General features: G+C 75.0%; 14 protein-coding genes and 3 tRNA genes. 9 read left to right on the top strand and 8 right to left on the bottom strand.

Translation table 11 applies throughout. The features are described from left to right. Positions 1 to 24: 24 nt before the first annotated feature. Positions 25 to 1,713 carry a serine/threonine-protein kinase gene (locus B073_RS0117570; RefSeq protein ID WP_018539399.1) on the bottom strand — a complete coding sequence of 563 codons (1,689 nt, stop codon included), beginning with the start codon at positions 1,711 to 1,713 and terminating at the stop codon, positions 25 to 27. A 248-nt stretch (positions 1,714 to 1,961) separates the two neighbouring features. Here B073_RS0117570 and B073_RS0117575 point away from each other — a divergent pair, with 248 nt between their 5' ends. The 4 genes from B073_RS0117575 (at position 1,962) to B073_RS0117590 (ending at position 5,928) form a co-directional block, all read left to right on the top strand. Beyond that, positions 1,962 to 2,756, top strand: coding sequence for a VTC domain-containing protein (locus B073_RS0117575; RefSeq protein ID WP_018539400.1), 795 nt, complete (start codon positions 1,962 to 1,964; stop codon positions 2,754 to 2,756). A 237-nt stretch (positions 2,757 to 2,993) separates the two neighbouring features. Then, positions 2,994 to 4,352 (top strand): aspartate aminotransferase family protein, encoded by a 1,359-nt coding sequence (locus B073_RS0117580; RefSeq protein ID WP_018539401.1) that lies wholly within the window; start codon positions 2,994 to 2,996, stop codon positions 4,350 to 4,352. A gap of 150 nt (positions 4,353 to 4,502) precedes the next feature. Further along, on the top strand, positions 4,503 to 5,180 hold the full coding sequence (locus B073_RS0117585) for a GntR family transcriptional regulator (protein WP_018539402.1): 678 nt from the start codon (positions 4,503 to 4,505) through the stop codon (positions 5,178 to 5,180). 97 nt (positions 5,181 to 5,277) lie between these two features. Beyond that, positions 5,278 to 5,928: a hypothetical protein gene (locus tag B073_RS0117590; RefSeq protein WP_018539403.1), complete on the top strand. Its 651-nt coding sequence runs from the start codon at positions 5,278 to 5,280 to the stop codon at positions 5,926 to 5,928. A gap of 48 nt (positions 5,929 to 5,976) precedes the next feature. Here the strand turns inward: B073_RS0117590 and B073_RS0117595 are convergent, their stop codons facing one another. After that, the gene (locus B073_RS0117595; RefSeq protein WP_018539404.1) at positions 5,977 to 6,789 is read right to left on the bottom strand and encodes an SLATT domain-containing protein; all 813 of its coding nucleotides are present in this window, start codon (positions 6,787 to 6,789) and stop codon (positions 5,977 to 5,979) included. A 161-nt stretch (positions 6,790 to 6,950) separates the two neighbouring features. Then, positions 6,951 to 7,106 (bottom strand): hypothetical protein, encoded by a 156-nt coding sequence (locus tag B073_RS46450; protein WP_018539405.1) that lies wholly within the window; start codon positions 7,104 to 7,106, stop codon positions 6,951 to 6,953. A 1-nt stretch (position 7,107) separates the two neighbouring features. On the opposite strand from B073_RS46450, the gene purD reads away from it, so the two are divergent. The 3 genes from purD (at position 7,108) to B073_RS0117615 (ending at position 12,417) form a co-directional block, all read left to right on the top strand. Further along, positions 7,108 to 8,364 (top strand): phosphoribosylamine--glycine ligase, encoded by a 1,257-nt coding sequence (gene purD / locus B073_RS0117605; protein ID WP_018539406.1) that lies wholly within the window; start codon positions 7,108 to 7,110, stop codon positions 8,362 to 8,364. Positions 8,365 to 8,901: 537 nt separating this feature from the next. Beyond that, on the top strand, positions 8,902 to 10,758 hold the full coding sequence (locus B073_RS0117610; protein WP_234025113.1) for a hypothetical protein: 1,857 nt from the start codon (positions 8,902 to 8,904) through the stop codon (positions 10,756 to 10,758). A gap of 177 nt (positions 10,759 to 10,935) precedes the next feature. Beyond that, complete coding sequence (locus B073_RS0117615; protein ID WP_026247487.1) at positions 10,936 to 12,417, top strand: N,N-dimethylformamidase beta subunit family domain-containing protein; 1,482 nt, start codon at positions 10,936 to 10,938, stop codon at positions 12,415 to 12,417. A 17-nt stretch (positions 12,418 to 12,434) separates the two neighbouring features. On the opposite strand, the gene B073_RS0117620 is transcribed toward B073_RS0117615, so the two are convergent. After that, complete coding sequence (locus B073_RS0117620; protein WP_018539409.1) at positions 12,435 to 13,343, bottom strand: LysR family transcriptional regulator; 909 nt, start codon at positions 13,341 to 13,343, stop codon at positions 12,435 to 12,437. A 101-nt stretch (positions 13,344 to 13,444) separates the two neighbouring features. Here B073_RS0117620 and B073_RS0117625 point away from each other — a divergent pair, with 101 nt between their 5' ends. Together B073_RS0117625 and B073_RS0117630 are read left to right on the top strand one after the other, a co-directional pair. Beyond that, positions 13,445 to 14,698: an MFS transporter gene (locus B073_RS0117625; protein WP_018539410.1), complete on the top strand. Its 1,254-nt coding sequence runs from the start codon at positions 13,445 to 13,447 to the stop codon at positions 14,696 to 14,698. A 101-nt stretch (positions 14,699 to 14,799) separates the two neighbouring features. Further along, positions 14,800 to 15,699, top strand: a complete 900-nt coding sequence (locus B073_RS0117630; RefSeq protein WP_026247488.1) for a phosphoribosylaminoimidazolesuccinocarboxamide synthase — start codon at positions 14,800 to 14,802, stop codon at positions 15,697 to 15,699. 57 nt (positions 15,700 to 15,756) lie between these two features. Here the strand turns inward: B073_RS0117630 and B073_RS0117635 are convergent. The 4 genes from B073_RS0117635 to B073_RS0117650 form a co-directional block, all read right to left on the bottom strand. Next, positions 15,757 to 15,829 (bottom strand) — tRNA-Gly (locus B073_RS0117635). A gap of 542 nt (positions 15,830 to 16,371) precedes the next feature. Next, positions 16,372 to 16,444, bottom strand: a tRNA-Gly gene (locus B073_RS0117640). Positions 16,445 to 16,518: 74 nt separating this feature from the next. Then, positions 16,519 to 16,590: transfer RNA gene (locus B073_RS0117645), tRNA-Gly, on the bottom strand. A 119-nt stretch (positions 16,591 to 16,709) separates the two neighbouring features. Then, complete coding sequence (locus B073_RS0117650; RefSeq protein WP_016573039.1) at positions 16,710 to 17,030, bottom strand: histone-like nucleoid-structuring protein Lsr2; 321 nt, start codon at positions 17,028 to 17,030, stop codon at positions 16,710 to 16,712. Positions 17,031 to 17,096 lie beyond the last annotated feature (66 nt).

Below are 17,096 nucleotides of genomic sequence, written 5' to 3' on the forward strand. Positions count from 1 at the left end.
GGCGAAGGCCCGGTGCCTTCGCCGTCACCCCGTTTTCGTGTACAGCAGCGGCGCCAGGCCGCCCGCGTCGTCGAAGGTGCGCCGGAGCCCGCCGGCCATCAGCTCCAGGGTGCTGGGGGAACCGGCCCGGCAGGTGTCGGGCGGTCCGGAGACCACGGTGGACGGGCCGAGCCGCACCGGCGGGCCGGCGCTCTTCAGGGTCGCCGTGAACCGGCAGTCGTACGTGGGGCCGGTGGCCTGCATACGGAGCACGGTCTCCCCGGGCTTCCCCTGGACGAGGGTGAAGCGGCGGACGTCCAGGCCGGAGTCGCCCACCGTCGTCGACCAGACGCCCAGATAGCCGGCCGGGATGCCGCCCGGCGGGGTCGTGGGGGCCGGGGCCTTCTCGGTGGCGGCGGCGCTGCCGTCAGAGCCGCCCAGCAGCGCGTACGCGCTGGCGGCGGCCGTCCCGGCCAGCACCAGACCGGCCGCGAGCAGCAGCATCCGGCCGGTGCGGCGGCGTGCCGGGGCCGCACCGGCCCGCGGGGCGACGGTGGCGGACGCCGGCCCGGCCGGGGCCGCGGCGGGCGCCCCGTGGGGGTGGACGGCGGTCGGCGGCGCCGCCGTGCGCTCCGCGCCGTGCTGCGGGTCCTCGGCCTCCAGCAGCTCCACGGCGTGCCGCCCCAGGCGGGCGACCAGCGCCCCCGGGAGCCAGGGTTCGTCGTCGGCCGCCCCGCCGGGCAGACCGCCCTCCGCCCGTGCCGCCAGCTCCTCGGGGGCCGGCCGCCGCGCGGGGTCCTTGGTCAGACAGTCCGCGACCAGGCCGCGCAGTCCCTCGGGGAGGCCGGTCAGGTCCGGCTCCTCCTGGGCGATGCGGTACATCATCGCGTGCGGCAGCGTCGTCTCGGTGCCGAACGGCTGGCGGCCGGTGGCCGCGTAGACCAGCACCGAGCCGAGCGAGAAGACGTCGCAGGCCGGGCCGAGCGGCTCGCCGCGGACCTGCTCGGGCGCCATGAAGCCGGGGGAGCCGACCGCTGAGCCGGTGTGCGTCACCGTGCTCGTGCCGAGGCCCTCCAGGGCCCGGGCGATGCCGAAGTCGATGACCCGCGGGCCGTCGAGGGTGAGCAGGACGTTGGACGGTTTGAGGTCGCGGTGGACGATGCCGGCGGCGTGGACGGAGCGCAGCGCGCGGGCGAGCCCGGCGGCCAGGATCCGCACCGTGCGCTCCGGCAGCGGGCCGCCTCCGCCGACGGCCTGCTGGAGGGAGGGGCCGGCGATGTAGCCGGTGGCCAGCCAGGGCGTCTCGGCCTCGGTGTCCGCGTCCAGGACGGGCGCGGTCCACTCCCCGCCGACCTTCCGGGCGGCCCGCACCTCGCGGCGGAAGCGGGCCCGGAACTCCTCCTGGTCGGCCAGTTCCGTGCGCACCAACTTGACCGCGACGGTCCGGCCGCGGTCCGAACGGGCCAGGAAGACCCGGCCCATGCCGCCCTCGCCGAGCCGTCCGAGCAGGCGGTAGTCGCCGATCCGCCGGGGGTCGTGGGCCCCGAGCGGTGCCAGTCCGCCGAGCGGTGCCGGTCCCCCGACCCGTCCGGCCGGACCCCGCTGCCTCGCCTGTGCCATTGCTCCGCCGCCCCCTTCGCCCGGCCCGCCCGCCTCCGCCTGCGGGAGCGGCCGCTCGTCCGCGGTGAGGATATCGATGCCGTGCGCACGGCCGGTGGGGCGGTATTCGGCCAAGGCGCGCGCCTCAGAGGCGGATCGCGCCGGCGCCGTCCGTCAGGGAGCGGCCGCCCGCCGCGGGCATGCGGGCAGGTGGGGTGACATTTCGTCAAGAGCCCGGCGCTGCCCGGGAGATGGCGGAGCGGATGTCTGATTCCGCGTCCCGGAACTTCCCGGGGTTATCGATCGTAAAGAAAGGAGAAAAACCGCAGAGAGCGACGACAGGACCCGCACGATCCCCCGTCCCCCTTCCGCAAGGAGACCGTGTGATACCCGCCGTACGAGCCATCGCACGCGCCGCCATGGCCGCCCGCCCCGTCCCGCTGGCCGAGGTCCAGGCGCGCGCCGAACTCCTCGCGCGCTTCAGCACCACGTACCTCGTCCCGGTCGACGTCTTCGCCGCCTTCGCGGCCGAACTCACCGACCGCCACCGCCCCGGCGGCCCGTTCACCGCGCTGTGCATCAACGGCCGCCGCTGGTTCCGCTACCGCTCCGTCTACTACGACACCCCCGACCTGCGCTCCTTCCACGACCACCGGCAGGGCACCGCGCTGTGCTTCACGATCCGCGAACGGCTCTACGCGGACACCGGAGAGCGGCAGTTCGAGGTCGAGCTCAAGGGCGAGCACGGCCGCACGGTCAAGCACCGGCGGCCCCTGATGCCCGGCGACCCGGCCCTCGGCGCGGCCCCGCGCGACTTCCTCGCCACCGTGCTCGACCGCTCCTACGGCATCCAGGCCCCCACCGAACTGGGCCGCTCCGTCGAGACCGACCACCAGCGCGCCACCTTCGTCGCCGACGGCCAGCGCGTCACCTGCGACGCCGCGCTCGTCTGCCGCGACCCGGAGACCGGCCGCTCCGTACGGGCCGACGGCGGTCTGGTCGTCGTCGAGACCAAGACCGCCGGCCGGCTCACCGAGGCCGACCGGCTGCTGGCCGGATACGGCGTCCCGGCCGCCGACTTCACCAAGTACTGCGGCGGGCTGTCGGCGCTCCGCCCGCACCTCCACGCCAACCACTGGCGCGGCCCGGTCCGGACCGCCTTCCCCGCGGCGGCCTGAGCAGTGCGCGGGGCGGTACGCCCTGAACGCCGCGGATCCTGACGGTGCCCGGGGGCAGGTACCCCACCCCCGGGCATCCCTGGAGTTTCCTCCAGGACCGTAGACATTCTGTCCGCGCGCGTGGTGAGCGCCATACACAGTGTCGGTACCGGCCGACGGAACGTGATCCCTAGGCTGGGGGCCGTCCGCCGCGCCGTCCGGCGGCGGAACCGAGCGACCCGATCCGAGGTACTGACCGTGACCACGCCGCTTCCCGACCCTGCCGCCGGGGCCGCCGTCAAGGCCGCCGACCGTGCGCACGTCTTCCACTCCTGGTCCGCCCAGGGCCTGATCGATCCGCTGCCGGTCGCCGGCGCGGAGGGCTCGTACTTCTGGGACTACGACGGCAACCGCTACCTCGACTTCTCCTCCCAGCTGGTCAACACCAACATCGGCCACCAGCACCCCAAGGTCGTCGCGGCCATCCAGGAGCAGGCCGGCAAACTGTGCACGCTCGCCCCCGGCTTCGCGGTGGACGTCCGCTCCGAGGCCGCCCGGCTGGTCGCCGAGCGCACCCCCGGCGACCTCGACAAGATCTTCTTCACCAACGGCGGCGCCGAGGCGGTGGAGAACGCCGTCCGGATGGCCCGGCTGCACACCGGCCGCCCCAAGGTGCTCTCCACCTACCGCTCGTACCACGGCGCCACCGCCGCCGCGATCAACCTCACCGGCGACCCCCGCCGCTGGCCCTCCGACACCGGCGCGGCCGGCGTCGTCCACTTCTGGGGCCCCTTCCTCTACCGCTCGCCGTTCCACGCCGAGAACGAAGCCCAGGAGTGCGAGCGCGCCCTGGCCCACCTGGAACAGACCATCGCCTTCGAGGGCCCCGGGTCGATCGCCGCGATCATCCTGGAGACCGTGCCCGGCACCGCCGGCATCATGGTCCCGCCGCCCGGCTACCTCGCCGGCGTCCGCGAGATCTGCGACCGCCACGGCATCGTCTTCATCCTCGACGAGGTGATGGCGGGCTTCGGCCGCACCGGCCACTGGTTCGCCGCCGACCACTTCGGCGTCACCCCCGACCTGCTGACCTTCGCCAAGGGCGTCAACTCCGGCTACGTCCCGCTGGGCGGCGTGGCCATCAGCGCCGAGATCGCCGCCACCTTCGACCGGCGGCCCTACCCCGGCGGCCTGACCTACTCCGGTCACCCGCTGGCCTGCGCCTCCGCCGTCGCCACGATCAACGCGATGGCCGAGGAGCGGATCGTGGAGAACGCCGCGGAGATCGGCGAGAAGGTCATCGGCCCGGCGCTGCGCGAGATGGCCGAGCGGCACCCCTCCGTCGGCGAGGTCCGCGGCCTGGGCGTCTTCTGGGCCCTCGACCTGGTCCGCGACAAGGAGACCCGCGAGCCGCTGGTGCCCTACAACGCGGCCGGCGCCGACAACGCCCCGATGGCCGAGTTCGCCGCGGCCTGCAAGCGCGGCGGCCTGTGGCCGTTCGTGAACATGAACCGCACCCACGTCGTCCCGGCCTGCACCATCACCGAGGCCGAGGCCAAGGAGGGCCTCGCCGCCCTCGACGAGGCCCTGGCGGTGGCGGACGCGCACACCGCCTGAGCGCCCCGCCGGACGGCAGCCGCGCGGCCCTCGCCTATCGTGGGCGGGGGCCGCGCCGCCTGGTTTCACGTGAAACCGCGCCACCCGCCTCGCCTATGGTGAGGAGGGCCGCTCCCGACGCGGCCATGGACGTCGGAGGAGACGCACCGCATGGCCCCGGGCCCGGACAGCTCAGTGATACGGCGCAGCACCCTGCGCGAGCAGATCGCCGACGCGCTGCGCGACGAGATCCTGGCCGGCCGGCTGCCCTCCGGCCACCCCTTCACCGTCAAGGAGATCGCCGACCAGTACGGCGTCTCCGCGACACCGGTGCGCGAGGCGCTGCTCGACCTGTGCGCCCAGGGCCTGCTCGACGTCGAACAGCATCGCGGCTTCAAGGTCCACGCCTTCACCACCGACGACTTCCGCGCCATGGTCGAGGCCCGCACCCTGATCATCGAGGGCATCTTCCGCAGCAACGCCGAACGGGCCCTGCTGGCCACCCCCGCCGAGGTGCTGATCTCCATCCGCCGCCGCGCCGAGGAGGCCGAACGCGCCGCCCGGGCCGGCGACCTGGACGTACTCATCGGCTACGACCTGCGGTTCTGGCGCGAGCTGAGCGGCATCGTCCAGAACGCCTACATCAGCGACTTCCTGGACCGGATCCGCGTCCAGACCTGGATGTTCACGGTGCCGCTGCTGCGCCGCGAGCCGCACCTCAAGGGCCGCCTCTGGCACGGCCACAGCGAACTGGCCGACGCCCTGCTGCGGCACGACCTGCCGGACGCCCAGCGGCTGATCGCCGACTACAACGCGCACTCCCTCGCCCTCGTGGGAACGGCCGGGTAGCACTACGCTGTCCCGACCATCGGCCGCATAGGGGCCGTCCTTCGTGGCCGTACGTGCGCCGGTGCCCCCGTCCCCGACCGGAAGCGAGCCCTCACCCGTGGCATGTGATCTGTGGCTGGTACCCCTCGTCGACGTGCTGTGCCACAGCCCCGACAACCCGTTCTCCGAAGAGATCGCCGCCTACAACGACGCCCTGGTGGGCGCCGGCCTGCCGGAGATCCCGGTCTTCAGCTACATGCCGGGCCTCTCCGGTGACGTGGCGCCGGTCGCCGGCTTCGACTACGACGCCCTGCACTTCCTGCGCCGCGCCTACCTGCTGCGGCTGTGCGGCCTGGAGGTGACCCCGGTCGGCGAACTCGGCGGCGACTACGAGCAGTTGCTGGAGATGTTCGAGACCACCGCACAGCAGTCCCACCTGGTCTGGCACTACGACCACGCGGGCGCCTACGTCCCGGTCGACTTCCCGCACCCGCTCGCCACCGAGGAACTGCTGGCCGGCGGCGGCCCGTTGGGCTCCTCCCACGGGTTGCTGCGGGACCTCGAACTGGTCGCCCCGGCGCTGGGCATCGACCCGGCCAACCCGCCGGCCGCCCCCGCACCGCCGGCCGGCCCCACCTCCCTGGAGGAGCGGGCCGCCGCCGCCCCCCTGGACGACGGCCCGTTCGCCCGGGAACGGCACGTCTGGCTCGGACTGCACGCCGCCGCCACCCGGAGCCTGGGCCAGGGCTCCATGATCGTCTTCAGCTGAACGGGCCGGGCCGGCGGGGCGGCGCGCCCCGGCCCCGCCGGCCCGTGCTCAGCGCGGCGCCTCCGGCGGCCGCTGCCGCGGCATGTTCGGCCGCGTACCGGGCTGCCGCGGATACCGCCCCTGCTGCCCCGGGCCCTCCTGCCGCGCCGCCGACCACGGCAGTACCGCATGCGTGGCCTGCGGCACCGGAGCCGACCGGAACGCCACCATCCAGTCCGCCGTCTCGGTGCGCACCAGCTCCCCGACGTCCTCGTTGAACCGCCGCAGCACGCCCAGGCAGCGCTCCGCCGCCTCGCTCGCGGTCCCCTCGGCCGGCCCCAGCACCTCCCGCACGCTCTCCGCCGCCCAGTCGAACTGCAGCGCCTCCAGCCGCCGGTGGATCGCCTGCGCGGTGGCCAGGTCCCGCATCCAGCCCGCGGTCAGCCCGAAGTACCGGTCGCAGCCCACGCACACCGCCGCCACCAGCAGCGTCAGCGCGCCCCACGGCGCCCCGTGCTCCCAGACGCCGGCGAGGTCGAGCAGCGGCAGCGTCCCGCTCGCGGTCACCCCGGCGGCGGCCCCCAGCCGCAGCGCCCGCGCCCCGCGGCGCTTGGTCAGCCGGTCGCGCAGATACCAGTCGGCGGTGCGCAGCGCGCCCTCCTCGCTCCAGAGGTACAGCGCGTCCAGCCGGCTGCCCGGTTCCCCCCAGTCGCCGTGCGGGAACGCCCGGCCCACGAGATCGCCGCGGCCGCGGAGCGGGCCGGCGGGGCGCCGCTCGGGCCGGCCGTGGTTCCGGTGCCGGTCCGGGGACCGCCCGCGGCCCCGGTCGGCCCCGCCCTCGCCCCGAGGGGGCCCCTCGGGCTGCATCTCCGGCTGACTCACCCGTGCGCTCCCTCGTACGCGGATCCGTGGGGTGCGCGCATGGCCTGCGGATCGTCTGCGCACCGCCCCCTTCCTACCGCCGAACGGCTGGCCTCTGTCCCAAGATCGCCCGTTTTCCGCCCGGAAGTGGTGGGGGATCCGGTATAGGACGTCCGCGGATCTCACCCGAAAGAGTTGCCGCCGTGCGGGCGGACGACGAGGGCGCCGCCGCCGATGCCGGCGCCGACGGACCGGCGGTTTCCGGCCGGGGCCCGCCCTTGTGCGATCGGGGCACGCCCGGCGGCCGCCCGCTTGGTGCGTTCGTCTAGGCTGCACACCGTGAAGGTCCTCGTCATCGGCGGCGGCGCCCGCGAACACGCCCTGTGCCGCTCTCTGTCCCTCGACCCCGACGTCACCGCGCTGCACTGCGCTCCCGGCAACGCCGGCATCGCCGAGGTGGCCGAACTGCACGGGGTCGACGCCCTCGACGGCCGGGCGGTGGCCGACCTCGCCGCGCGCCTGGAGGCCGATCTCGTCGTCGTCGGCCCGGAGGCGCCGCTGGTGGCGGGCGTCGCGGACGCGGTGCGCGAGCGCGGCATCCCGGCCTTCGGCCCGTCGGCGCGGGCCGCCGAGCTGGAGGGCTCCAAGGCGTTCGCCAAGGACGTGATGGCAGCCGCGGGCGTGCCCACCGCCCGCAGCTACGTCTGCGCCACCCCGGAGGAGATCGACGCCGCCCTGGACGCCTTCGGCGCACCGTACGTCGTCAAGGACGACGGGCTGGCGGCCGGCAAGGGCGTCGTCGTCACCGAGGACCTCGCGACCGCCCGCGCCCACGCGCTGGCGTGCGACCGCGTGGTGATCGAGGAGTTCCTCGACGGCCCGGAGGTCTCGCTCTTCGCCGTCACCGACGGCGAGGCCGTCGTCCCGCTCCAGCCCGCCCAGGACTTCAAGCGCGCCCACGACGGCGACGCGGGCCCCAACACCGGCGGCATGGGCGCCTACAGCCCGCTGCCCTGGGCCGACCCCGAGCTGGTCGACGAGGTGCTGCGGACCGTCCTGCAGCCCACCGTCGACGAGCTGCGGCGGCGCGGCACCCCCTTCTCCGGACTGCTCTACGCGGGCCTGGCGATCACCTCCCGCGGGGTCCGGGTGATCGAGTTCAACGCGCGCTTCGGCGACCCGGAGACCCAGGTCGTGCTGGCCCGTCTGAAGACCCCGCTGGCCGGTCTGCTGCACGCCGCCGCCACCGGCACCCTGGCGGCCTGCCCGCCGCTGCGCTGGCACGACGGCGCCGCGGTCACCGTCGTCATCGCCTCCCACAACTACCCGGGCACCCCGCGCACCGGCGACCCGATCGAGGGCCTGGCCGAGGTCGCCGAACAGGACGCCCCCGACGCCTACGTGCTGCACGCCGGCACCCGGCGCGACGCGTCCGGCGCGGTGCTCAGCGCGGGCGGCCGGGTGCTGTCCGTCACGGCCACCGGCGCCGACCTGGCCACCGCCCGGGAGCGCGCCTACCGCGCCGTCGGCCGGATCTCCCTGGACGGCTCGCACCACCGCACCGACATCGCCGCGAAGGCGGCGGCGGGGGAGTAGGGGCGCAGGGGGCGGCGCCCGACCGGCTCGTCCGTCGTCCGCGACAAGCCCCGCCTCCACCACGACCGAGGCATATGTCCGCCTCCCGGATCTCTGGACCTTTGGATCTCCGGTGACGCGCGCGGGCATATGCCTCGGTCGCGCTCCGGGGGACGTGACGCCGGTCGAGAAGCGGTCCAGATCCGCTCCCTTCCGGTCCATGGCTTTACCCAAAGCCATTCCATCGAGTGACCGCGCGGGTATCCGGCTGACGAACCCGGAACCCCCAACTAGGGTGCCGCGCAAGCGTCCTGCGGTCAGCGGTACCGGCAGCAGGGGGCGCGGCGTCCGCCGCTCCGGTGGGGCCGGTGCCCGCACCGGGGCGAGAGTCCCGGCGGGCGTCCGGCAACTGGCCCACCGACATTGCGATGTCAGTGGCCGGTGCCACAGTGGGTGGGGAGTGAGCTCGCTCGCTCGTCCGCACACCGCACGACCGTCGTCCGTCCGTCCCGTGTTCTCCGTCCCGCTCCGTCAGGACCGCTGGGGGTGTACAGGCTCGTGGCAAGTCCGGAAACAGGCGTCCTGGTGGCGCGTGCCCGCGCCCTCGCGGTGCTCCGCGTCCGCGGTGCGGCGCTGGCGGTTGCCCTGCTGCCGGCCGCGGCCGCCGTGGTCCTCCTCGTGGGCGGCGCCACCGGGCGGCTCGGCACCGAAGGCGGCTGGGCGGTCGCCCGCTGGGCGGTCGGTGGGCTCACCGTGGCGAGCCTCCTGCTGGCCGCGCTGGTCGCCGCGGTCGTCGTCCGCGCCCGGCCCGCGCTCAGCCCCTCCGTGCCGATCGCCGAGGACGCCGCCCCGGATCTCTACCGCCTGGTCCGCGACCTCGCCGACCGCCTCGACGTCCCCGCCCCCTCGGCGATAGCGCTCACCCCCGACTGCGACAGCTGGCTGGAGGACCGCACGCACCGCGCGCACGGCCCGCCGCGTCCCGCCGGGCGACTCGGCCGCCGGGCGCCCCAGGCCCCGGTCCTGGTCATCGGCTCGCCGTTCCTGTGGTGGATGCGGGTCGCCGAGCTGCGCGCCCTGCTGGCCCCCGTGGTCGCCGGCACCGGCCCGTCCGCGCATCCGGACATAGCCGCCGCCCGTCGCTTCATCCGCGGCCTGGATGCGGCCGCCGCGGTCGCCACCCGCGCCCGCGATCCGCTGCGCGCCCTCCCGCTCCGCTTCGTCGGCCGGGTCGCCCGGCTGCTGCTGCGCGCCGCCCGCGAGCACGCCACACTCATGGAGCGCGGGGTCGCGGCCGCCGCTTCCGAGCGCGCCCAGGGCGTCGACTACGGCCTGCGGATCGTCGCCCAGGAACAGGTCGGCCTGGCCTACGCGGGCTGGGACCGCCTGCTGACGAGGGTCGCGCTGCCCGCCTGGCGACTGGGCCGCTGGCCCTCCCGGCTGGACGCCGGTGTGGTCTCCGCGCTCACCGAGCTCTCCCGCCGCGACCGCCTCGCCGAGGGGTTCGCCTCCCGTCTGGGCGAGCGGCCCGCCTGCGACCTCCTGGAGGAGCCCGGCACCATCGACCGCGCCGCCTCCCTGCTCGCCGCCCGACTCTTCCACGGCGGCCCGGCCGAGCCCGGCCCGGACTGGTCACCGGTCGGCTGGCAGCAGTACCCGCAGGAGATCGTGGACCGCAAGTGGCGCCTGGAGGCGGCCCGGCTGCACCGCGTCCTCGACGCCCTCCCGCCGACCGGCCCGCACGATCCCGGCCGGGCGGCCCCGGACCGCCCCGCCGCCCCCGCGGACGCTCCCGCCGTCGCCCCGCCCCTCACCTACGCCGGCGCCCGTAGCCGTACGCCCGCCGCGCACCACCCCGCGGGCCTGACCCGCGCCCTCGACGCCGAGCGGGCAGCGCAGCCCCCCGCCGCCGAGCCCGCCCCGTCCGCGGCTGCCCCGCCCCCCGCCCCGACCCTGGAACGGGTCATCGACCGCCTGGCTCACGACACCGGCGCCGGCGATCTGCTCGCCGCCCGGCTCGGCGCCGAGGTCGCCCGCGAGGAGCGCGAGGAAGCCGCCCGCCAGGCCGCCCGGGACCGTTCCGCGCAGCCCGGCGGCACCGCCACCGCCGGCGTCGTATGGGGCGACGGCCCGCCCGACGGCCTCCCGCTCTTCCCCCTCCAACCACCCCGCACGGCCCGCGAACTCCTCGCCGACCACGTCACGGCGATGGTCTGCTGCGCCGCCGTGGACACCGCCGGCGCCGCCCCCGGCCTGGACTGGCTCGACGGCCCGGCCCTCCTCGTGGACGGCACCCGCCGCTCCGACCTCGGCCGCCCGGTCCTCAGCCTGGTCGACGACGGCGACGCCGAACCGCTCCGCGGCTGGCTGCACCGGATCGGCGTCCGCCCGGAGAAGCCGGTCCGGCTGGCCTGACCCCGGGGCCTGTCGCCCACCGAGGCGGCTGAGTGTTCCCTTCCAGTCCGTGCTTCGGGCCAAGGGCGCCTAAATTCACGACGAAGGGTGACGAAGTGAGTGCGTAATGTGATGTGCTGGGGGATGGGTAAGGCCCGGTCGGCCGCGGCCATGGGGGACGCGGGAGGGGAGTGGAAGGTGGCGACGGAACAGATCAGGCGCTGGGAATCGGGCGCCCTCGCCCACGCGGTCACGGATCCGTTCGGGCAGGGCCCGCTGCCCTGGCTGCGCGGCAGCGAGACCTACTTCGACTCCGGCCGGATCATCCCCTGGTACGTCGACCCCGCCGTCGCCCACGGCGACCTGCGGCTGCCCGCACCCCGAAAACACAACGGCCCCCGCACCGCCGACGACGTCCACCGCCAGATCAAGGGCTTCACCGTCCCCGGCGCGGTGGCCCCCGGCGAGGCCATCGACTTCCGGATCTCGGTCGACCCGCCGCAGCCCTTCAGCATCGACGTCTACCGCATCGGCCACTACGCCGGCGCCGGCGCCGCCAAGATCACCACCAGCCCCCGCCTCGCCGGCATCGTCCAGCCCACCCCGCTGCTCGTCGACCGCACCGTCTCCTGCCACCACTGGTGGCTGTCCTGGCGCCTCCAGGTCCCCGCGTACTGGCAGCTCGGCGCCTACGTGGCCGTCCTGACCACCGCCGACGGCCGCTACCGCTCCCACATCCCCTTCACGGTCCGCAACGACCAGCCCGCCGACCTCCTCCTGCTGCTCCCCGACATCACCTGGCAGGCGTACAACCTCTACCCCGAGGACGGCCGCACCGGCGCCAGCCTCTACCACGCCTGGGACGAGAAGGGCGCCCTTCTGGGCGAGGGGGACGCCGCCACCACCGTCTCCTTCGACCGCCCCTACGCCGGCGCCGGCCTCCCCCTCCACGTCGGCCACGCCTACGACTTCATCCGCTGGGCCGAGCGCTACGGCTACGACCTCGCCTACGCCGACGCCCGCGACCTGCACGCCGGCCGGGTCGACGCCACCCGCTACCGCGGCGTGGTCTTCCCCGGCCACGACGAGTACTGGACGGTGCCCATGCGCCGCACGGTCGAGGCCGCCCGGGACGCCGGCACCTCCCTGGTCTTCCTCTCCGCCAACACCATGTACTGGCAGGTGGAGCTCTCCCCCTCGCCGGCCGGCCCCGACTCCCTGCTCACCTGCCGCAAACGCCAGGGCCCCGGCCGCCCCGCCCTCTGGCGCGAACTGGGCAATCCCGAGCAGCGGTTGATGGGCATCCAGTACGCCGGCCGGGTCCCCGAGCCGGCCCCCCTGGTCGTGCGCAACGCCGACCACTGGCTGTGGGAGGCCACCGGCGCCCACGAGGGCGACGAACTCCCCGGCCTGGTCGCCGGCGAGGCCGACCGCTACTTCCCGCGCACCAGCCTCCCCGCCCACACCCGCCGCATCCTGCTCTCGCACTCCCCGTACCGCGACGGCGAGGGCGTCCGCCGCCATCAGGAGACCTCGCTGTACCGCGCGCCCAGCGGCGCCCTGGTCTTCTCGTCCGGCACCTTCGCCTGGTCCCCGGCCCTGGACCGCCCCGGCCACATCGACCAGCGCGTCCAGCGCGCCACGGCCAACCTCCTCGACCGCATCTGCAAGCGCGACTGAGCCCCGCCGCGCCCCGGCTAGCGCGCCGCGAACTCCCCCAGCTCCCGCGCCAGCGCCACCGTCAGCGCCCGGAAGATCCGCACCTCCGGATTCGGGTCGCCGGACCGCGTCACCAGCACGCTCTGCGCGCTCGGCGCGTCCAGCACCGGCACGAACACCGTCCCCGGCCAGGGGTAGTAGCGGGCGAAGGACTTCAGCCCGGACCCCGCGCCGCGCCCCGCCGCCACGCTCGTCAGCACGTCGTGCGGGTTCAGCGCGCAGTCCGGCGCCCGCCGCTCGCCGTCCTGGAAGTAGAGGTAGTCGACGAACGGCCGCGGGGTGCGCGCCGGCAGCCGCAGGAACGGCAGATCGATGACGTCCGCGATCCGCACGCCCTCCCGGGCCGCGTCCGCCAGCGGCGAGCGCGCGGAGACCGCCACGATCCGCTGCTCGGTCGTCAGGACGTCCACCTCGATGCCCTCGGCCCGCACCAGCGGCCGGACGAACGCCACGTCCACCCGGTCCTCGCGCAGCGCGCTGCAGTGCTCCGTGAAATTCAGCTGCACCAGCGTCACCGGCACGTCCGGCCGGGCCCGGCGGAAGGCGTTCACCGCGGCCGGGGTCACCTCCGCCGACCCGTGGCTCATCACCCCGACGCGCAGCCCGCGCCCCGGTGCCGGCCGGCCCTGGGCGGCCTCGGCCACGTCCTCCACCGCGGCGTTCGCGGCCGCCAGCAGCGTCCGGGCGTGCGACACCAGCCGCCGCCCGGCGACCGTCGGCACCACCGGGCCCCGCCCGCGGTCCAGCAGCCGCGTCCCGAACTCCCGCTCCAACTGCTGCACATGCTGGGTGACCGCGGCCGGCGACAGGAACAGCCGGGTCGCGGCCCGCCCGAAGTGCTGCTCCTCGACCACCGCCAGGAACGAAGAGAGCCGGCGCAGATCCATACGCGCCACGATAAGCCGGGACCGCGGCCCCGTCCGCGGGCCGTTCACGATTCCTGAACGGAGGCGGCGCGCCCGCCCGCCCGCGCCGTACAACCTCCCTCATGCCCCTGTCACACACCCCGACGGTCCAGGCCGGCACCCCGGCCGCCACCGCGGCCCCGGCCCCGGCCAGCCGCCACTGGCTCCGCGCCGGCTGGCTGATGACCGCCTCCGGGTGGAGCGCCAACCAGTACTCCTCCCTCCTCGGCGCCTACCGCGCCCACCTCGGTCTGACCGCCGCCACCACCACCGCCCTCTTCGCCGTCTACGTCCTCGGCCTGATCCCGGCCCTCCTCCTGGGCGGCCCGCTCGCCGACCGCCTCGGCCGCCGCCGGGTCGCCCTGGCCGGCCTGGGCGTCTCGGCCCTGGCCACCTGCCTGCTGATGACCGGCCCGGCCGCCCCCGCGCTGCTGTGGCCCGGCCGCTTCCTCACCGGCATCGGCGCGGGCACCCTGCTCACCGCCGGCAGCGTCTGGATCAAGGAGCTCTCCACCCCGCCGTACGGCACCGCCCCCACCCCCGGCGCCGCCGCCCGCCGCTCCGGCCTCTTCCTCTCCGCGGGCTTCGCCACCGGCGGCCTGGCCGCCTCCCTCATAGCCCAGTGGGCCCCGCACCCGATGGTGCTGGCCTACGTCCCGCACCTCGCCCTGTCCGCGGTCGCCGCACTGAGCGCCGCCCGGGCCCCCGAGACCACCCCGGCCCGGACCCCGCACCCGGCGGCCCCCGAGCCCGCCGTCCCCGCCCACCGCATCCCCTTCCGCCGCCTCGTCGTCCCGGTGGCCCCCTGGGTCTTCGCCGGCCCCGCCCTCGCCTTCGCGGTCCTCCCCGGCCTCGTCGACGCCCGCCTGCACGGCTGGCAGACCGTCTACGCGGGGATCGTCACCGCCGTCACGCCCGGCGCCGGCCTCCTGGTCGCCCCGCTCGCCCGCCGGCTGACCGCCCGGCACCGCCTCGCCACCGCCGTGGCCGGCCTGCTCGTCACCGCCGCCGGGCTGCTCCTCGGTGCGCTCGCCGCGGCCCACGCCCAGCCGGTGACCGCCCTGCTCGCCGCCGCCCTGCTCGGCGCCGGCTACGGCCTCTGCGTCGCCTACGGCCTCACCGAGGTCGCCGCGCTGGCGCCGCCGCACCACCTCGCCCGCCTCACCGCGCGGTTCTGGGCCGTCTGCTACCTGGGCTTCCTCACGCCCTACGGGGCCACCGTGCTCAGCGGCGCGTTCGCCCCGCCGGCGATCCTCACCGGCGTCGCCGTCCTGGCCCTGCTCACCCTCGCCGCGCTGCTCCGCCCCGGAGCCCGGCACTCCGCTTCGCTCTCCTGAGAAAGGGCCGCCCTCCCGCCGACCCCGACCCTGCGGCGCAGCCGCCGCCCCGCATACGGGAGAATCACCCTGACTCCTGGATCAACCTACGCGGAGGCAGCGTGTCCGGATTTGTAGAAAAGCCCGAGCCCGTGCAGGTCCCGGGACTCACCCACCTGCACACCGGCAAGGTGCGCGACCTCTACCAGAACGCCGACGGCGACCTCGTCATGGTCGCCAGCGACCGCATCTCCGCCTACGACTGGGTGCTCCCCACCGAGATCCCGGACAAGGGCCGGGTGCTGACCCGGCTCTCCCTGTGGTGGTTCGACCAGCTCGCGGACCTGGTCCCGCACCACGTCCTGTCCACCGAGGTCCCCGAGGGCGCCCCCGCCGACTGGGCCGGCCGCACCCTGGTGTGCCACTCGCTCTCGATGGTCCCGGTCGAGTGCGTCGCCCGCGGCTACCTCACCGGCTCCGGCCTCGCCGAGTACCGCCGGTCCCGTACGGTCTGCGGGCTGGCGCTCCCCGAGGGCCTGACCGACGGCTCCGAGCTCCCCGCGCCGATCTTCACCCCGGCCACCAAGGCCGCCGTCGGCGACCACGACGAGAACGTCTCCTACGAGGAGGTCGCCCACCAGGTCGGCGCCGAGACCGCCGCCGAGCTCCGCCGGCTGACCCTCGCGGTCTACGGCCGGGCCCGCGACATCGCCCGCGAGCGCGGCCTGATCCTCGCCGACACCAAGTTCGAGTTCGGCTTCCGCGCGCAGCGGCTCACCCTGGCCGACGAGGTCCTCACCCCCGACTCCTCGCGCTTCTGGCCCGCCGACCAGTGGCAGCCGGGCCGCCCCCAGCCGTCCTTCGACAAGCAGTTCGTCCGCGACTGGCTGGCCTCGCCCGCCGCGGACTGGGACCGCACCGGCGAGCAGCCCCCGCCGCCGCTCCCGCAGGAGATCGTCGACCGCACCCGCGCCAAGTACCTGGAGGCGTACGAGCGCCTCACCGGCCACCCCTGGGCCTGATTCCCACCCCGGCCCACACAAAAGGCCCCGATCGCATCGACCGGGGCCTTTTCTCTGAGCGGACGACGAGGCTCGAACTCGCGACCTCAACCTTGGCAAGGTTGCGCTCTACCAACTGAGCTACGTCCGCATGCTCCGTGCCGGGCGTCCGTTTCCAGTCGCCACCGCGCGGTGCGAGCCCCACTATAGCCAACTTCCCGCCCGTCGTTGCACGCCTTCGCACACCGGTCCCCGCCGCCGCACCTCGCCACTGCCCCCGCCCGGAGCTCCGGCCTGCCCCGTCCGCCGCCCCGCCCCCGGCGCAACTCGCCTCCGGAGCAGTGGCGTTCGCCGCCACCTCGCACCCCCGCCCCGCCGACGGCACCACCCGCCCGCGGCCCGGCCTTCACCCGCCGCCCGCCCCGGCCCATGTGGCCATCGCCACACGCCGGCAGACCCCGCCACCGCCGGCCCGTCCGCGCGCCCGCCCCACCCCGGACTCAGCCGTCCGCCAGGGTCGCTATTTCCCGTGGAAAGCCGCCCCGCACCACCGCGGTACCCCACCACGCAACCACCCAAGATCCCCGAACGCAGCGGACCGAACCGCCCGCAAGATCCCGGACCGAACGGCCCGCCATTTCGGCCGGGAAAACGACAAAGGCCCCGATCACGAAGACCGGGGCCTTTTCTCTGAGCGGACGACGAGGCTCGAACTCGCGACCTCAACCTTGGCAAGGTTGCGCTCTACCAACTGAGCTACGTCCGCAGGCATCCACTCGGCTTTCACCCAGTGGCGCGACAGCTACTCTACCTGATCCTTTGGACCGGCTGAACTGTCAGAGCGGGTGACAGGGATTGCACACTGCGCCTCCCCCTTGGAAAGGGGGCGCTCTACTACTGAGCTACACCCGCGTGACTCCTCGGGGTTCGGCCTTTCGGCCTCGCCCCTCGGCGTGCTCCAGACTCTAGCTGATCAGTGGGGGTGCTGTGCAACTCGGCGGTGTGCGGGCCCGGGGATGCCGGCAAGTCGGTTAGTGGTTGGCCGCGTTGAAGGCTTCGTAGACCTTCTTGGGGATCCGGCCGCGCGGCGGGACGTCCATCTGGTGCGAGCGGGCCCAGGCGCGCACCGCCGCCGGGTCGGGGGTCACCGCGGTCCGGTGGAAGGTCTTGCCGGACTTCGCCCGCTTGCGGCCGGCCTCCACGAACGGAGCGAGGGCGCCGCGCAGTTTCTTCGCATTGGCGGGATTGAGGTCGATCTCGTACGACTTCCCGTCCAAACCGAAGATGACCGTCTCTGCGGCTTCTCCTCCGTCGATGTCATCGGAGAGCGTCACTACTACGCGCTGCGCCACGGATATCGGTCCTTTCATGGAGCTACCCCTTGTTGACATGGGGTGATGCTCCGGATCCGGCTGATT

It is taken from the genome of Streptomyces sp. MspMP-M5, from assembly GCF_000373585.1.
GTDB lineage: Bacteria > Actinomycetota > Actinomycetes > Streptomycetales > Streptomycetaceae > Streptomyces.